Consider the following 13568-nt stretch of genomic DNA (forward strand, 5'->3'; position numbering starts at 1 on the left):
TGTGTCGCCCGCAGAGGCTCCCTTTCCATCATAGCAGGAGAACAAGGGCGGCGAGGGCTTACGCCCGTGCTAATCGGTCAAGGGGCGCAGGATTGAGGGAACAAGGGTATAGCGAAGGCCCTGGGCACCTTGGCTCGTGAGCACCAAGGAGAGGGGGTTTTGGGCGAGCACATCCTTGTAGGATCTCTCTGACATCCGCTCCGTTGCGAACTGGAAAGCAAGGCTATGAGGCCATTCGGGCAAGGGTGGGGCTGTCCATCCCGTCCACTCGTGAAGGAGTGCCCACAGGGAGACGGCTTGCTGACGGTTTGTCACCCTCGTGAACCCTAAGGGGGAGCTGGGCGGGGTGCCACGCCACTTTGGTGTAGCGGGGCACCAGCAAGGAGCGCAGGTGCAACGGCTCCCGCACACGGCGCTGGGCGAGGGCGACATACTTCGGCTCCACCTCGTAGCCGATGGCACGGCGTCCGAGATGGCGCGCCACTTTGAGCGTCGTCCCACTCCCCGCAAAGGGGTCTAACACTGTATCCCCGCGGTAGGTGTATAGCACAATAAGGCGGTAGGGAATCTCCTCGGGGAAGGGACAGGGATGATCATACTGTCCTGGGGGCACAGGTGCGATGTGCCATATATTGTTGGCCAGCTCATGGGTGAACAATTGGTCTATGGGTATCTTATCTCTCTCCTTCTCCTGGAGCGTCCGCCTCTTCCCCAAGTGCTGCCCCGGTGTGCGGAACACCAAAATGCACTCGGTCATGATATTCGGCTTGTAATAGCCCGGATAGGGGTGTTGAATGGTTACCCCTGCCCGTTTGAGGCCTCCTGTAACCTTATGCCAGATGATATCCTGCTCTAGACTGAAACCGATTCTCTCCATTAGGGGAACGAAGTGGTAGGGCAAGGGGTAGTACTGCCTCTCAAAGAGAACAGTGCCCAACACAACGGCGCAATAACCTCCTGGGATTATGGTTCTGTAAACTTCACGGAAACAGCGCTCGAGCCAGTCTAGGTATTCGTGGTAGGGGCCGCCGTTACGGGTGCGATACCAGGCCCTCGGATTGGCCGTGTGCTGGGCATAGTCAATGGAGTTCCAGTACGGAGGGCTGGTTACCACCAGGTGCACCGAGCCATCCGGCACCTCGTCCATCTGTTCACAAGACTTGTTATAGAGGCGGACCTGGCCCTCCTCCACCACGTCCTCCCGGCCGTTTTTTATCGCCCCTTCCACTGGGGCTTGCGCTTCTCGGCGAAGGCCCGCGGCCCCTCCTGAGCGTCCTCCGTGCGCAGCAACTGGTCGTACAGGTGGCGCATCAGCGCCGCGATGGAGGTCTCGTTGGTGTCCAGCGCTCGATAGGCCACCTCCTTGAAGTAGCGGAGGGAGAGGGGGGCATTGTCTATGATCTTCCAGGCCAGGGCGCGCGCCTCCTCCATCAGGCGCTCCTTGGGCACCACCTTGTTCACGAAGCCGATCTGGTAGGCCCGCTGGGCGCTTATGGGCTCCCCGGTGAACACCAACTCCAACACCACAGCCATGGGTATGAGCTTGGGCAAAGTGGCGGCGAAGGGGGGGAGCAAACTCCACTTGGCCTCGGTGATGCCCAACTGCGCGTCCTCGGCGGCGATGCGCAGGTCGCACATCTGGGCGATGGCCCATCCCCCCGCCAGGGCATAGCCGTTGATGGCGGCGATCATGGGCTTCCAGGTGCGGGGGAACATGGAGAGGCTTTCGGTGCCCATGCTGTCGGTGGCGCGGGCCTGGATGCCGGCGGCGTTGTCGGCGGCCCGCTCCTTGAGATCCCGCCCGGCGCAGAAGGCCCGCCCCGCCCCGGTGATGATAGCCACCCGTGCCGTGTCGTCCTGGTCATAGCGCAGGATGGCTTCTGCAAGTTCCCTCCGCAGTTGGCGGTTGATGGCGTTGAGGGCCTCGGGGCGGTTGAGGGTAATGGTAACGATGGGGCCGTCTTGCTCGTACAGAACGGCGGGGGGCATAAGGTCTCCTCCTTCCCTGCTCTGCTGGGGGGCTTACCACCCCCGTTTGGCCAGCAGGGCACACAGGTCAGCGGTGCGGCAGGCGTAGCCCCACTCGTTGTCGTACCAGCCCAAAATCTTCACCAGGTTGCCCCCGATGACCATGGTGCTGAGGCTGTCAAAGATGCACGAGGCGGGATGGCCCTTGAAGTCGCTACTCACCAGGGGCTCGTCGCAGTATTCCAGAATATCCTTTAGCGGGCCGCGGGCGGCCTCCTGGAAGGCCGCGTTCACCTCCTCGGGCGTGGTGGAACGCTCCACCACTGCGACCAGGTCGGTAACCGATACGGTGCTCACCGGCACCCGGAAGGCCAGGCCGTGAATCTTGCCCTGCAACTCGGGTATCACCACGCCCACCGCCCGCGCGGCCCCCGTGGTGGTGGGGACAATGTTCATAGCGGCGGCGCGGGCACGGCGCAGATCCTCGTGGACCAGGTCCAGGATGCGCTGGTCGTTGGTGTAGGCGTGCACTGTGGACATCAGGGCCTTCTGAATACCGAAGGCCTCGTGGAGCACTTTGGCCATAGGGGCCACGCAGTTGGTGGTGCAGGAGGCGTTGGAGAGGATGTGATGCTTGGCGGGGTCGTAGCGGTGGTCGTTGACGCCCAGCACCACCGTCAGGTCTTCGCCCTTGGCGGGGGCGGAAATCACCACTTTCTTGACAGTGCCCCGCAGGTGGGCACGGGCTTTGGCGGCATCGGTGAAGCGCCCGGTGGATTCCACCACCATCTCCACCCCCAGGGAGGGCCAAGGGATAGCCCCCGGCTCCCGCTCCGAGAACACCTGCACCCGCTTGCCGTTGACGAGGATGGCATCCTCGCTGGCCTCCACAGTGCCGGGGAAACGGCCGTAGTTGCTGTCGTATTTGAAGAGGTGGGCATTGGTGCGAGCATCGGTCAGGTCGTTGACGGCCACCACCTCCAGTGTGGTGGGGTGGCGCTCCAGGATGGCTTTCAGCACTTGGCGTCCGATGCGGCCAAAGCCGTTGATGCCGACGCGTACAGGCACGGCGACCTCCTGTCAGGGGGGTACGCCTTGATTGTAGCATAAGAGCCTGCGGGGAAAGCCAGGGCGGGGTGGGTGGCGCTCCCTCCCGCTCAGATTACACCACAGGTGCGCACGCCTGCGGGACGCCCCTGGATAACGGAGCATGGGCAGTGTTCTGGAAAAGTTTCCCTCACAGGTGTTCCCGAAGCAGAGGCGTTTTCCCCTCCTGGCCGTGGGCCACACACGCCCGTTCACTTGTTGGCAGGTGGGTGGCGCGCCCGCTCCTTTTCTGCTAGGATAGGCCCCAGCATGGCGTGGCTGGTGCGTGGTCTAGTCGTCCTTGTGGACGGGGCGCTGGCGCTCCTGGACCTCCTGCGGGCGCTCCTGGGGGCGGTGCGCTTCGCCCTGGTGAGTGGCCTATCCCCCGCCTACTTGCGTCAGCGGCGGGAGTGGTTCTCCCGCAAGATGCTGGGGCGTCCTTTGGGGGTGCGGGGTATCCTGGCCTTCGGCCTCTGGCACGCCGACCTGCGCCGCGGACGACGGGGCACCAGCATCTCCTAGCACTGTCGGCACGCCCGGGGAAAGGAGGGGCCTATGGCGCTGTCCCTGACGGTTACCACAGGACGCAGTGTGGTGCTCACCCGCAACGGGATGGTCTGCTCCGCCTCGCCTTTGGCGGGGGCGGTGGGGCTGCGGGTGCTCCAGGAGGGGGGCAACGCCATTGACGCCACCATCGCCACCGCCGCCGCCGAGGGGGTGGTGCTTCCCCCCATGTGCGGCCTGGGGGGCGAGGTGTTCGCCCTGGTCTACTGGGCACGGGAGGGCAAGGTCTACGGCGTCACGGGGAGCGGGAAGGCCCCCCTCAAGGCCACACGGGAGTTCTTCGTCTCTCGCGGCTACACGGTCATGCCCCAGGACGGCCCCCTGGCAGTGGCTATCCCCGGGGAGGTGGACGCCTTTGACACCCTCCTGCGGCGCTTCGGCAGTGGGAAATTCAGCCTGGCCCGCCTGTTGGAGCCGGCCATCGCCCTGGCGGAGGAGGGGTTCCCTCTGCCCCCTCGCATTACCCGCTATCTGGTCGTCTTTGCGCCCCAGCTGGCGCGCCACCCCTCCACAGCGCGCATCTTTCTGAACAACGGCAGACCCTACCAGCCCGGGGATATCCTGCGCCAGCCCGAGTTGGCCCGCTCTTTGCGCGCCATCGCCGACAAGGGGCCGCGGGAGTTCTACGAGGGGGAGTTGGCGCGCAGGCTGGTGCAGGGTCTGCAGGAGGAGGGAGGCCTGTATACCCTCCAGGAGTGGGCAGCCCACCGCACCATCGTGTACGACACCCCCCTTACCACCACCTACCGGGGCTTCACCGTCTACGAGACGCACCTGCCCTCCCAGGGCATCCTGGTGCTCCAGATGCTGAACATCCTGGAGGGGTTGGATTTGCGGGGCATGGGCCACACCAGCGCCGATTACATCCACCTGCTCACCGAGGCCAAGAAACTGGCCTATGCCGACCGCTTGGCCTACCTGGGGGATCCGGAGTTTGTGCCCGCCCCCTGGCAGGCTCTGCTGGATAAGGGCTACGCCGCCGAACGGCGCAAGGCCATAGACATGCGGCGCGCCGCCCCTAGCGTCGCGCCAGGAGCCCTGGCTGTGCCTGCGGGCGACGGTGCCACCAGTTACTTCTGCGTCATAGACCGCCAGGGGAACGCCGTCTCCTTCATCCACAGCCTCTCCAACGCCTTTGGGGCGTGCCGTGTGGTGGGGGATACGGGCATCCTGCTGAACAACCGGGTGGGGCGGGGCTTCAGCCTGGTGGAGGGGCACCCCAATGTCATCGCCCCGGGCAAGCGCACCATGCACACCCTCAACGCCTATATGGTGTTCCAGGGGGGGCGTTTGCACCTTATCGGGGGCACGCCGGGGGGCGATAATCAGCCCCAGTGGAATGTGCAGGTGCTCACCCGCCTGCTGGACTTCGGCCTGAACCCCCAGGAGGCCGCCGAGGCCCCCCGCTTCACCCACTTCCCCGGCACTGACCCCGTCGCCGTGGATGCGCCCCCCGAACTGCGCCTAGAGGAGCCGTTCCTGCAGAATACAGCCCTGGTGGACGACCTGAAGCGCCGCGGGCACGCCGTCGGCCCCTATCCGGCGAGTGGCTTTTTGGGCGGGGTGCAAATTATCGCCATAGACCCCGCCACGGGGGTGCGCATGGGAGGCTCCGACCCCCGCTGCGACGGGGGGGCATACGCCCATTAGCAGATGAGGCGGCACGGCCTGCCGCACACGGGAAGGGGCTTCCCCTCGTCAGGGTCTAAGGGGCGGGCGCGGGGGCGGGCTTGTCCGAAGGCGGGGTGTCCTCCACCACCCGGTAGGCGAAGTCGCAGAAGGGGGCACCCTGCATAATCGTCTGGGTGCGCTGCAGGCGGATGCGGGGGTTGAACCCCTCCACAAAGGCGAAGTCCCGGTTGCAGGAGAGCAGGTGCCCGATATCCCCCAGCCCCATCTCCCGATACATCTCGGCGAAGCGACAGCGCACCACCCGAAACACATACTCCGTCTCGGTCTCCTTCACCACCTCTATCTCCAGGTCGCCGGGGCCGTGGCGTCCCTTGCTCATGGCCTTGAAGTCGGCCAGGGTGGTGCGTCCCAGGCGCTGGGCCTGCTCCCGCCCCTGGGCGGAGGCGATGCGGGCGATGGCCTTCTGCACAATGGCATTCGCCCGCTCCGTCCCCAGTTCCTCTTGCAGGGTGCGGATGAACGGCCCCAGCACCCGCGCCTCAATGGTGCGCTGTTGCAACAGGGTCAGGCGGGGCAGTTCGGGGGGCATGCCGACCCCTACCCGCCCGCCACGGCGGGCACAATGCTCACCTCATCGCCGGGCTTGGTAGCCGTATCCAAGCCCTGCAGGAAGCGCACATCCTCCCCGTTCACATAGATGTTCACGAAGTAGCGCACCTCGCCGTTCTCGTCCAGCAGGCGCTCCCGGAAGCCGGGGAAGCGGGCTTCCAGGCGCTCCACCACCTCGGCGACGGTGCGGGCGTCCACATCCACCTTGTCCAGCCCCTGGGTGAGCCGCCGCAGGGGCGACGGAATGCGCACCACAACGCCCATGGGCCAATCCCTCCTGCCCTCACAGGGTCTCTACACCCATTTTACCCTTCCACCACATCCCCCGTGGCCAGGTCCACCCGCACCCCCAAACCCCGCGCCCACTCCAACGCCTGCTGGATAGCCGACTCCTCCCCCGACAGCTCCAGAACCACCCAGCCGTAGTCCTCCCGCACATCGGCGCGCCGGATGTTGGTTACCACGGGGAAGCGGTGCCCCATCTCCCAGATGATGGGGCGAGTGATGAGATGTGGGGGGAAGGTTAACTTGACCCGCTGTTTGCCCATACCCCTCACCGCCCGTTGAGCGCCCGCTGGAAGGAGGCCACCGTCGGCTCCACCACCAGAGGGCGCGCCACCCCTGCCACCACCTCTTGCGTCTTCAGGCCGTTGCCCGTGATGTAGGCCACCACCACCTCGTCCCGGCGGATGACCCCCTGCTGGGCCAGGCGCTTCAGGGCCGAAATGACCACACCCCCTGCCGTTTCGGTGAAGATGCCCTCCGTTTCGGCCAGGAGGGTGATGCCCTGGGCCACCTCCTCCTCGGGAACGGCCACGGCCGTGCCCCCGCTGGCCCGCAACACCCGCAGGGCATACACCCCATCCGCCGGGTTGCCGATGGCCAGGGACTTGGCGATGGTCTGGGGACGCACGGGGCGCACATGGGTGTGCCCCGCATGGAAGGACTGCACCACGGGGCTACACCCCTCGGCCTGGGCAGCGTGGATGCGGGTGTGCACCGGCCCCGCCACCAGACCCAGGTCCACAAACTCGTGCAACCCCTTCCACACCTTGGTCAGCAGGGAGCCCGAGGCCACAGGGATGATGCAGTGGTCGGGCAAGCGCCAGCCCAACTGCTCCACCACCTCAAAGGCCAGGGTCTTGCTCCCCTCGGCGTAGTAGGGGCGCATATTGATGTTCACGAAGGCCCAATGATAGGTATCGGCCAACTCGGCGCACAGCTTGTTCACATCGTCATACGACCCTTTCACCGCCACCAAGGTGGGGCCATACACCGCCGTGCCGATGACCTTCCCCTGCTCCAGGTCGGCGGGGATGAAGATGAAGGCCTTCATCCCGGCGCGGGCGGCGTGGGCGGCCACGCTCCCCGCCAGGTTGCCCGTGGAGGCGCAGGCCAGGGTGTCGAACCCGAACTCCCGGGCCTTGGTGGACGCCACCCCCACCACCCGGTCCTTGAAGGAGTAGGAGGGGTTGACGGCGTCGTTCTTCAGGTAGAGGTGGTCCAGGCCCAACAGGCGCCCCAGGTTGGGGGCCTTCAGGAGGGGGGTGAAGCCCGTCTGCATATCCACGGCGTGCTCCCCGTCCACGGGGAGCAGGTCCTGGTAGCGCCACATGGTGAGGGGGCCTTTTTGGATGCGCTCCCGGCTCACGACGCGGGCGATGGCGGGGTAGTCGTAGACCACCTCCAAGGGCCCGAAGCAGAACTCGCACACATGCAGGGGCTGAATAGGATACTGGCGCTTACACTCGCGACATTGGAGGGCACGGACGAAGGGCAAGGGGCATCCACCTCCGCACAGGGACGGCGCAGGGCCTACTGATAACGGATTGTAGCAGGGGCGGGGAGGGGGGTCAATAGGAGCGGGGAGGGGGTGCTTCGCTCCGGAGGGAAGGGTGCGGGGATGTGCTCCGGCAGGGGAGGGCGTCGTCAGCCCTCACGAGGAGCGCGCCTTCCGCTCCGCATCCCACAGTGGTGGAGCGTGCACGGGTGAGGTATGTGCGCACGGGGGGCACAAGCGTCCCCCTCCGCATCCCACAGTGGTGGAGCGTGCACCCCCTTCCGTAGCCGTTGTGGAGGGGCGTCTTGTCCCCTCCGCATCCCACAGTGGTGGAGCGTGCACCGCCAAGGTACGGAGGGAGGTGTCGCGGGAACTTTTTGCTCCGCATCCCACAGTGGTGGAGCGTGCACGAGCCTGGAGATGTAGTCTGCATCGACTATCTTAACCCTCCGCATCCCACAGTGGTGGAGCGTGCACCCCACCCCATGGACACGAGTGGATATCCCTAAGGCAGAATGCCTGGGGCGACGGATGTCGCCGGGATATCCTTCTCGCATGTGCGCCGTGCGTGCGGCGCACCCCCTGGGCGTGCAGGCTCCTGTCGCAGAGGCGACTATGCCCACCCGATGGGGACCCAGGGGGCCACAGTGATAAGGTGCTGTTCTTGCCGTCGACCCCCCTTTGCCTCCCCACGACCAGAGGTCGACGGCACAGGTACTCTAGCGCTCCTGACGCAGGATGTCAAGGCCCCCCTGGGCGATGTTGCGCGCCGCGTTGTAATCCCGCGGGCACGTGTTCCCACAGGGGCACTTAAACTCCCGCTGGTCCAGGGAGAGGTCCTGCTCCTTCCTACACTTGTAGCACCGCTTGGTGGTGCCGGCGGGGTTCACCCTTATGACACGGATGCCCTTCGCCCGCAGCTTGCTCTCCAGGATGTTCAGGAAGTAGCCGATGGGGAACTTGAGGGTCTGCCCCTTCAACTCATAGGTGAAGAAGGTCGGCTTGCGCAGGTCCAGGTTCTCCAGGGCCACCGCCTCGGCCCCGCCCTCCAGGGCGTAGTCCACCACCCGGTTGGCCAGGCGGTTGGCCCACCAGCGCCGGTAGCCCTCCCACCTCTTGCGCAGGGTGTGCAGGGGCTTGAACTTATAGCCCTTCCCGTGCCCCCGCCGTGCATCCCGCAAGGTCATGGTCTTCTGAATCTCCCTATACCTGCTCAAGAGGTTCTCCCGCATCCGGCGCAGGTCGCTCCCCTCCCAGTATTCCCGTTTCAAGGAGTCCGTCCACGCCGCCACCACGGCGTAGTGGATGCCCAGGTCAATGCCCATCACCCGCCCAGGCACAAAGGTGGGGCGCTGGGGCTGAAAGGTGTAGGCGATGCTCACAAAGAACTTCCCCCCCTGTCGGGTAATCGTCAGGTTGCCGGGCTTGTATTCCCGCGAGCGGATGCGCTCCAAGACGGCCCGCTGGGAGTCGTTCCCTGGGGGGATGAGTTCCAAAATGGGCTGTTGTTTCCCTTTCAGGATGGGCACCCACACCGTATCTTTCCCGACCCGTCATCCAGGAACTTCCACACCCTGTCCCGCACGGCCACACGGGTGGGCTTGAAGGAGGGGAAGGAGGCCCGCCCCCGCAGGGCCTCCCGTATCGCCCGCCTTTTGGCCCGCGCCTCGCTGTGGTAGAACACACTGCGCACGGCATCGGGGAGGAGGTCCCGGAAGGGCGCCTGTTCCTCCGGGGCGGTCTGGTTGGAGACTTTGGTGACGATGTCCCAGTGCTTGGCGTCGGGGTTGAGCACGTCCTCGCGGATGAGGGCGTTGCCATAGGCGGCCGACAGGCGCGCCACGCGGGAGAAGAGGGTGCGCCACTCGGAGGGGGTGTAGTTGACGGGGAAGGCCTCCAGGCGCAGGGCAAGGGTAACTTTGCCCTTTTTTTGCTTTTGGAGGGCCTTGTCAGAGGCGTCGGCCATATGCTACCCCTCGCCGCACAGCGCACCCCGCCCCAGGGGATGGTGGGCGGGCCTGGATTCGAACCAGGGACCTCGGTCTTATCAGGACCGCGCTCTGACCACCTGAGCTACCCGCCCCGTGCGGGGGACGCCAGGGGTGCGCCCCGCTCCGCATCCCATTCTACCACAATCTCCACGGGCGTGTTGCGGGCCACAATGAGTTCCATGGTCTCCATGCTATCGTTCACGGGGGCGTGCACCGCCCCGGGGGGGACATAGATGAAATCCCCCGGCCCGATGGGCAGGGCCTTCTCCAGCCGTTCGCCCACCAGGAAGCGCCCCCGCCCCTTGAGCACATAGATGGCCGATTCGCAGTTCACGTGGTAGTGGGGGCTGGAACGGCACCCAGGGGGGATGCGGGCGATGGCCAGGTGGATGCCGGTGGTGCCACACAGTTTCTGGGAGACCCCGGCGTGGCGCGTCATGGCACCCGAGGACACCTCCACTTCATACTGGTCGGGATGGATGACCGTGACCTCCTGCGTCATATGAGCCTCCCTAGAGGTGTGCTGGCCCCTCGTCGCGCACCTGGGGCCAGGGGCACGGGACACTCCGTCTTTTTTATAATACCCTGGAACACCACGCACAGGGGGTGCCGTATGCCCGACTATAGCACCTACCAACACCTGCTCATAGAGAAGCGGGATGGGGTGGCCTTTTTGACCATGAACCGCCCCGAGTCCCTGAACGCCACCAACGCCCGCCTGCACGCCGAACTGGCGCGCATCTGGCGCGACCTGGGGGACGATCCCCAGGTGCGGGTGGCCCTCATCACCGGGGCAGGCAACGCCTTCTCGGCGGGGGGCGACTTCGCCATGCTGGAAACCATGGCCGGCAACCCCGAGGTCATCGCCCGCAATATGCAGGAGGCGCGGGACATTGTGTACAACATGCTGGAGTTGGAGAAGCCCATTGTGTCGGCCATCAACGGGGTGGCGGTGGGGGCGGGATTGGCGGTGGCCCTGATGGCGGACATCTCCATCGCTTCGGAGCGGGCGCGCTTCACCGATGGGCATATTCGCCTGGGGGTGGCGGCGGGCGACCATGCCTGCATCATCTGGCCCCTGCTGTGCGGGATGGCCAAGGCCAAATACTACCTGCTCACCTCCGACTTTCTGGATGCGCGGGAGGCGGAGCGCATTGGTCTGGTGAGCATGGTGGTGCCCCACGAGGAGTTACTGCCCAAGGCGTGGGAGGTGGCGCGCAAACTGGCCTCGGGCCCCCAGCCCGCCATCCGCTGGACGAAGCGGGCTCTCAATCAGTGGCTGCGCCTGGGGGGCATTGCCTCCTTTGACTACTCCCTGGCCTTGGAGATGCTGGGCTTCTTCGGCCCCGATATGCGGGAGGGGCTCCAGTCCCTGAAGGAGAAGCGGGCGCCCAGGTTCCCGTCCGCCGCCTCCTGACCCTGCCCCTAGCCCCTGTCGGCCGACGACGCCTCCTCCCACGCCACGGCCAGGGAGGCGACACTATCCCCCTCCTCCAGGGCGATGATGCGCGCCCCTCGGCTGTCCCGATGGTAGGTGGGCACCTCCCCCAGGGTGGTGCGCAGGACATGGGCTTTGGCGGTGGCCACCACCAGGTCGGCCTCCGGGTGGGGGGGCACCACCCGCGCCAGGGCCACGGGGCCTGTCTTGTCGGAGACAGCGAAGGTGGCGATACCCTTCCTCCCCCGCCTTAGGGGGCGGAACTCGTCCAGGGGGGTGCGCTTGCCGAAGCCCTGGGCGCTGACCACCAGCAGTTCGCCCCCGGGGCGCACCACCTCCATGGCGACCACCTGGTCGTCCTTCGCTAGGCGGATGCCCCGCACACCCCCCGCCTGACGGGAGCGCTGGGGGATGGACGCCACCCGGGTGCGCAGAGCCTTCCCCCGGCGGGTAACCAGCACCACCTCATCCTCTTCCCCCACCACCTGGGCGGAGACCAGTTCGTCGCCCGCCTCCAAGTCCATAGCCACCAGGCCCGCGGTCCGCACACTGGCCAGGGCTGCCAGGGGGATGCGCTTCACCTCGCCCTGCCGGGTGCACAGGAGCAGGAACGCCTCGCCCCCCAGGGCGGAGACGGCCCGCACGGAGGTGATGGCCTCCCCCGTGCCGATGCCCACCAGGTTGGCCAGGGGTGTGCCCCGGGTGGCGCGGGTGGTGTCTTCGGGGATGTCGTAGACCTTGAGGGCATACACCCACCCCCGCTTGGAGAACAGGAGGAGGGTGTCGTGGGTGTCGCACACCACCAGGTGGCGGACGGCGTCGTCCTCGCGGGTGAGCATGCCCTTCACGCCCTTGCCCGCCCGGTGCTGGCGATGGTAGGTGCTGACGGGGATGCGCTTGATGTAGCCATTGGCCGAGAGGGTAACCACCACCTGGGCGTGGGGCACCAGTTCCTCCCGGGAGAGTTCCCGCACCTCCTCGGCGAGCACCTGAGTGCGGCGGGCGTCGCCGTAGTCCTTCTTCAGTTGGAGGGTTTCCCGGCGCACCTCGGCCAGAATTTTGCGGGGGTCGGCCAAAAGGGCCTGGAGGCGTTCAATCTCCTGGCGCAGGGCCTGGTATTCCTCCTCCAGTTTCTGGCGGTCCAGGGCGGTGAGGCGGCGCAGTTGCATGTCCAAGATAGCCTGGGCCTGCACCTGGGTGAGGCCGAAGCGCTCCATCAGGCGTTGGCGGGCGGTGTCGGCGTCGGGGGCCTGGCGGATGATGCGAATGACCTCGTCCAGGAACTGGAGGGCGATGCGCAGGCCCTCCAGGATGTGGGCGCGCTCCTGGGCCTTGCGCAGGTCGTGCTGGGCGCGGCGGGTTACCACCTGCTGGCGATGCTGGATGTACAGTCCCAGCATCTCCTTCAGGGAGAGCACGCGGGGCTGGCCCTCCACTAGGGCCAGCATGTGCACGGTGAAGGCGCTCTGCAGGGGGGTGTGCTTGTAGAGGTTGTTCAGGACGATGTCCGCCTGGGCTTCCCGCTTGAGTTCCACCACTACCCGCAGGCCCTCCCGGTCGGATTCGTCCCGCACCTCGGCGATGCCTTCTATCTTCTTTTCGCGGGCGAGGGTGGCGATGCGCTCCACCAGGGCGGCCTTGTTCACCTGGTAGGGAACTTCCGTGATGACGATGGTGGGGCGGCCCTTTTTGGGCTCCACCACCTGGGCCTTCCCCCGCACCAGGATGCGCCCCTGGCCGGTGGCATAGGCGCGCAGGAGGCTCTGGCGCCCTGCGCCTGCCAGGACGATGCCCCCCGTGGGGAAATCGGGCCCCTGCACGATGCCCAGCAGGTCCTCCACGGGGGTGTCGGGGTCGTCTATGAGGCGGACGATGGCATCGCACACCTCCGCGAGGTTGTGGGGGGGGATGGAGGTGGCCATGCCGACGGCGATGCCGCTGGCCCCGTTGACCAGCAGGTTGGGCAGACGGGCGGGGAGCACGGCGGGCTCCTGCAGGGAGCCGTCAAAGTTGAGGACGAAGTCCACCGTGTCCCGGTCAATGTCGGCCAGCATCTCCTCGGCGATGGGGGCCAGGCGCGCCTCGGTGTAGCGCATGGCGGCGGGAGGGTCGTCGTCAATGGAGCCGAAGTTGCCCTGGCCGTCCACCAGGGGGTAGCGGAGGGTGAAGTCCTGGGCCATGCGCACCATGGCCTCGTAGACGGGGGCGTCGCCGTGGGGGTGGTATTTGCCCAGCACCTCGCCCACGATGCGGGCGGACTTTTTGTAGGGGGCGCCGGGGCGCAGGCCCAGCTCCTGCATGGCGTAGAGGATGCGCCGTTGGACAGGCTTGAGGCCATCCCGCACATCGGGCAACGCCCGCGCCACGATGACGGACATGGCGTAGTCCAGGTAGGAGGAGCGCAGTTCCTCTTCTATGCGGACGGGGGTGAGGACTTTGGCGATGGCAGGGCCAGAGACCATATCTACACTCCTGCAGGGGCCTGGGGGGCAGACAATGA

At 66.3% G+C, this 13568-nt stretch carries 13 protein-coding genes, 1 tRNA gene, 1 pseudogene and 1 CRISPR repeat array; of the genes and pseudogenes, 3 read left to right on the forward strand and 12 right to left on the reverse strand.

Annotation, left to right across the window (positions count from 1 at the left end):
• Positions 1–223: 223 nt before the first annotated feature.
• Genes NZ951_04895 through gap form a run of 3 tightly spaced genes read right to left on the reverse strand, consistent with a single transcriptional unit; the run spans position 224 to position 3036 of the window.
• A complete protein-coding gene (locus tag NZ951_04895; protein ID MCS7207260.1) occupies positions 224–1192 on the reverse strand; it encodes a site-specific DNA-methyltransferase in 969 nt (322 codons plus the stop codon).
• Positions 1193–1212: 20 nt separating this feature from the next.
• Positions 1213–1989: an enoyl-CoA hydratase-related protein gene (locus NZ951_04900; GenBank protein MCS7207261.1), complete on the reverse strand. Its 777-nt coding sequence runs from the start codon at positions 1987–1989 to the stop codon at positions 1213–1215.
• A 33-nt stretch (positions 1990–2022) separates the two neighbouring features.
• Positions 2023–3036 (reverse strand): type I glyceraldehyde-3-phosphate dehydrogenase, encoded by a 1014-nt coding sequence (gene gap, locus NZ951_04905; GenBank protein ID MCS7207262.1) that lies wholly within the window; start codon positions 3034–3036, stop codon positions 2023–2025.
• 288 nt (positions 3037–3324) lie between these two features.
• Between gap and NZ951_04910 the strand changes: the two genes are divergently transcribed.
• Entirely contained in the window at positions 3325–3576 is a 252-nt protein-coding gene (locus NZ951_04910) for a hypothetical protein (protein ID MCS7207263.1), read from the forward strand.
• Positions 3577–3609: 33 nt separating this feature from the next.
• Positions 3610–5268, forward strand: coding sequence for a gamma-glutamyltransferase (gene ggt / locus NZ951_04915; protein MCS7207264.1), 1659 nt, complete (start codon positions 3610–3612; stop codon positions 5266–5268).
• A 55-nt stretch (positions 5269–5323) separates the two neighbouring features.
• Here the strand turns inward: ggt and NZ951_04920 are convergent, their stop codons facing one another.
• The 8 genes and pseudogenes from NZ951_04920 to NZ951_04955 all read right to left on the reverse strand — a co-directional run bounded on the left by NZ951_04920 (position 5324) and on the right by NZ951_04955 (position 10132).
• Positions 5324–5839: an L-2-amino-thiazoline-4-carboxylic acid hydrolase gene (locus tag NZ951_04920; protein MCS7207265.1), complete on the reverse strand. Its 516-nt coding sequence runs from the start codon at positions 5837–5839 to the stop codon at positions 5324–5326.
• A gap of 8 nt (positions 5840–5847) precedes the next feature.
• A complete protein-coding gene (locus NZ951_04925) occupies positions 5848–6123 on the reverse strand; it encodes a MoaD/ThiS family protein (protein ID MCS7207266.1) in 276 nt (91 codons plus the stop codon).
• Positions 6124–6257: 134 nt separating this feature from the next.
• Positions 6258–6341 (reverse strand): annotated as a pseudogene (locus NZ951_04930) (FeS-binding protein).
• A gap of 71 nt (positions 6342–6412) precedes the next feature.
• Positions 6413–7639, reverse strand: a complete 1227-nt coding sequence (locus tag NZ951_04935) for a threonine synthase (GenBank protein ID MCS7207267.1) — start codon at positions 7637–7639, stop codon at positions 6413–6415.
• Between the two features lie 177 nt (positions 7640–7816).
• A CRISPR array of direct repeats spans positions 7817–8116; the repeat unit is 30 nt; unit sequence CTCCGCATCCCACAGTGGTGGAGCGTGCAC.
• Between the two features lie 242 nt (positions 8117–8358).
• Entirely contained in the window at positions 8359–9168 is an 810-nt protein-coding gene (locus NZ951_04940) for a transposase (protein MCS7207268.1), read from the reverse strand.
• The gene (locus NZ951_04945) at positions 9156–9605 is read right to left on the reverse strand and encodes a hypothetical protein (GenBank protein ID MCS7207269.1); all 450 of its coding nucleotides are present in this window, start codon (positions 9603–9605) and stop codon (positions 9156–9158) included. The genes NZ951_04940 and NZ951_04945 overlap by 13 nt, the downstream gene beginning before the upstream one ends.
• A 40-nt stretch (positions 9606–9645) precedes the next feature.
• Positions 9646–9722 (reverse strand) — tRNA-Ile (locus tag NZ951_04950).
• Positions 9713–10132 (reverse strand): cupin domain-containing protein, encoded by a 420-nt coding sequence (locus tag NZ951_04955; protein ID MCS7207270.1) that lies wholly within the window; start codon positions 10130–10132, stop codon positions 9713–9715. The genes NZ951_04950 and NZ951_04955 overlap by 10 nt, the downstream gene beginning before the upstream one ends.
• A gap of 111 nt (positions 10133–10243) precedes the next feature.
• On the opposite strand from NZ951_04955, the gene NZ951_04960 reads away from it, so the two are divergent.
• Positions 10244–11047, forward strand: a complete 804-nt coding sequence (locus tag NZ951_04960) for an enoyl-CoA hydratase/isomerase family protein (protein MCS7207271.1) — start codon at positions 10244–10246, stop codon at positions 11045–11047.
• Between the two features lie 8 nt (positions 11048–11055).
• On the opposite strand, the gene gyrA is transcribed toward NZ951_04960, so the two are convergent.
• Positions 11056–13530, reverse strand: a complete 2475-nt coding sequence (gyrA, locus tag NZ951_04965) for a DNA gyrase subunit A (protein ID MCS7207272.1) — start codon at positions 13528–13530, stop codon at positions 11056–11058.
• Between the last annotated feature and the right edge of the window lie 38 nt (positions 13531–13568).

The organism is Dehalococcoidia bacterium, assembly GCA_025060295.1.
Classification (GTDB): domain Bacteria; phylum Chloroflexota; class Dehalococcoidia; order Lucifugimonadales; family HRBIN23; genus HRBIN23.

Excerpts from the sequence above, each read along its gene's own strand:
- NZ951_04900 (MCS7207261.1), bottom strand. The coding sequence starts at position 1,989 with ATGCCCCCCGCCGTTCTGTACGAGCAAGACGGCCCCATCGTTACCATT.
- NZ951_04910 (MCS7207263.1), top strand. The coding sequence starts at position 3,325 with ATGGCGTGGCTGGTGCGTGGTCTAGTCGTCCTTGTGGACGGGGCGCTG.
- ggt (MCS7207264.1), top strand. The coding sequence starts at position 3,610 with ATGGCGCTGTCCCTGACGGTTACCACAGGACGCAGTGTGGTGCTCACC.
- NZ951_04920 (MCS7207265.1), bottom strand. The coding sequence starts at position 5,839 with ATGCCCCCCGAACTGCCCCGCCTGACCCTGTTGCAACAGCGCACCATT.
- NZ951_04925 (MCS7207266.1), bottom strand. The coding sequence starts at position 6,123 with ATGGGCGTTGTGGTGCGCATTCCGTCGCCCCTGCGGCGGCTCACCCAG.
- NZ951_04945 (MCS7207269.1), bottom strand. The coding sequence starts at position 9,605 with ATGGCCGACGCCTCTGACAAGGCCCTCCAAAAGCAAAAAAAGGGCAAA.
- NZ951_04955 (MCS7207270.1), bottom strand. The coding sequence starts at position 10,132 with ATGACGCAGGAGGTCACGGTCATCCATCCCGACCAGTATGAAGTGGAG.
- NZ951_04960 (MCS7207271.1), top strand. The coding sequence starts at position 10,244 with ATGCCCGACTATAGCACCTACCAACACCTGCTCATAGAGAAGCGGGAT.
- gyrA (MCS7207272.1), bottom strand. The coding sequence starts at position 13,530 with ATGGTCTCTGGCCCTGCCATCGCCAAAGTCCTCACCCCCGTCCGCATA.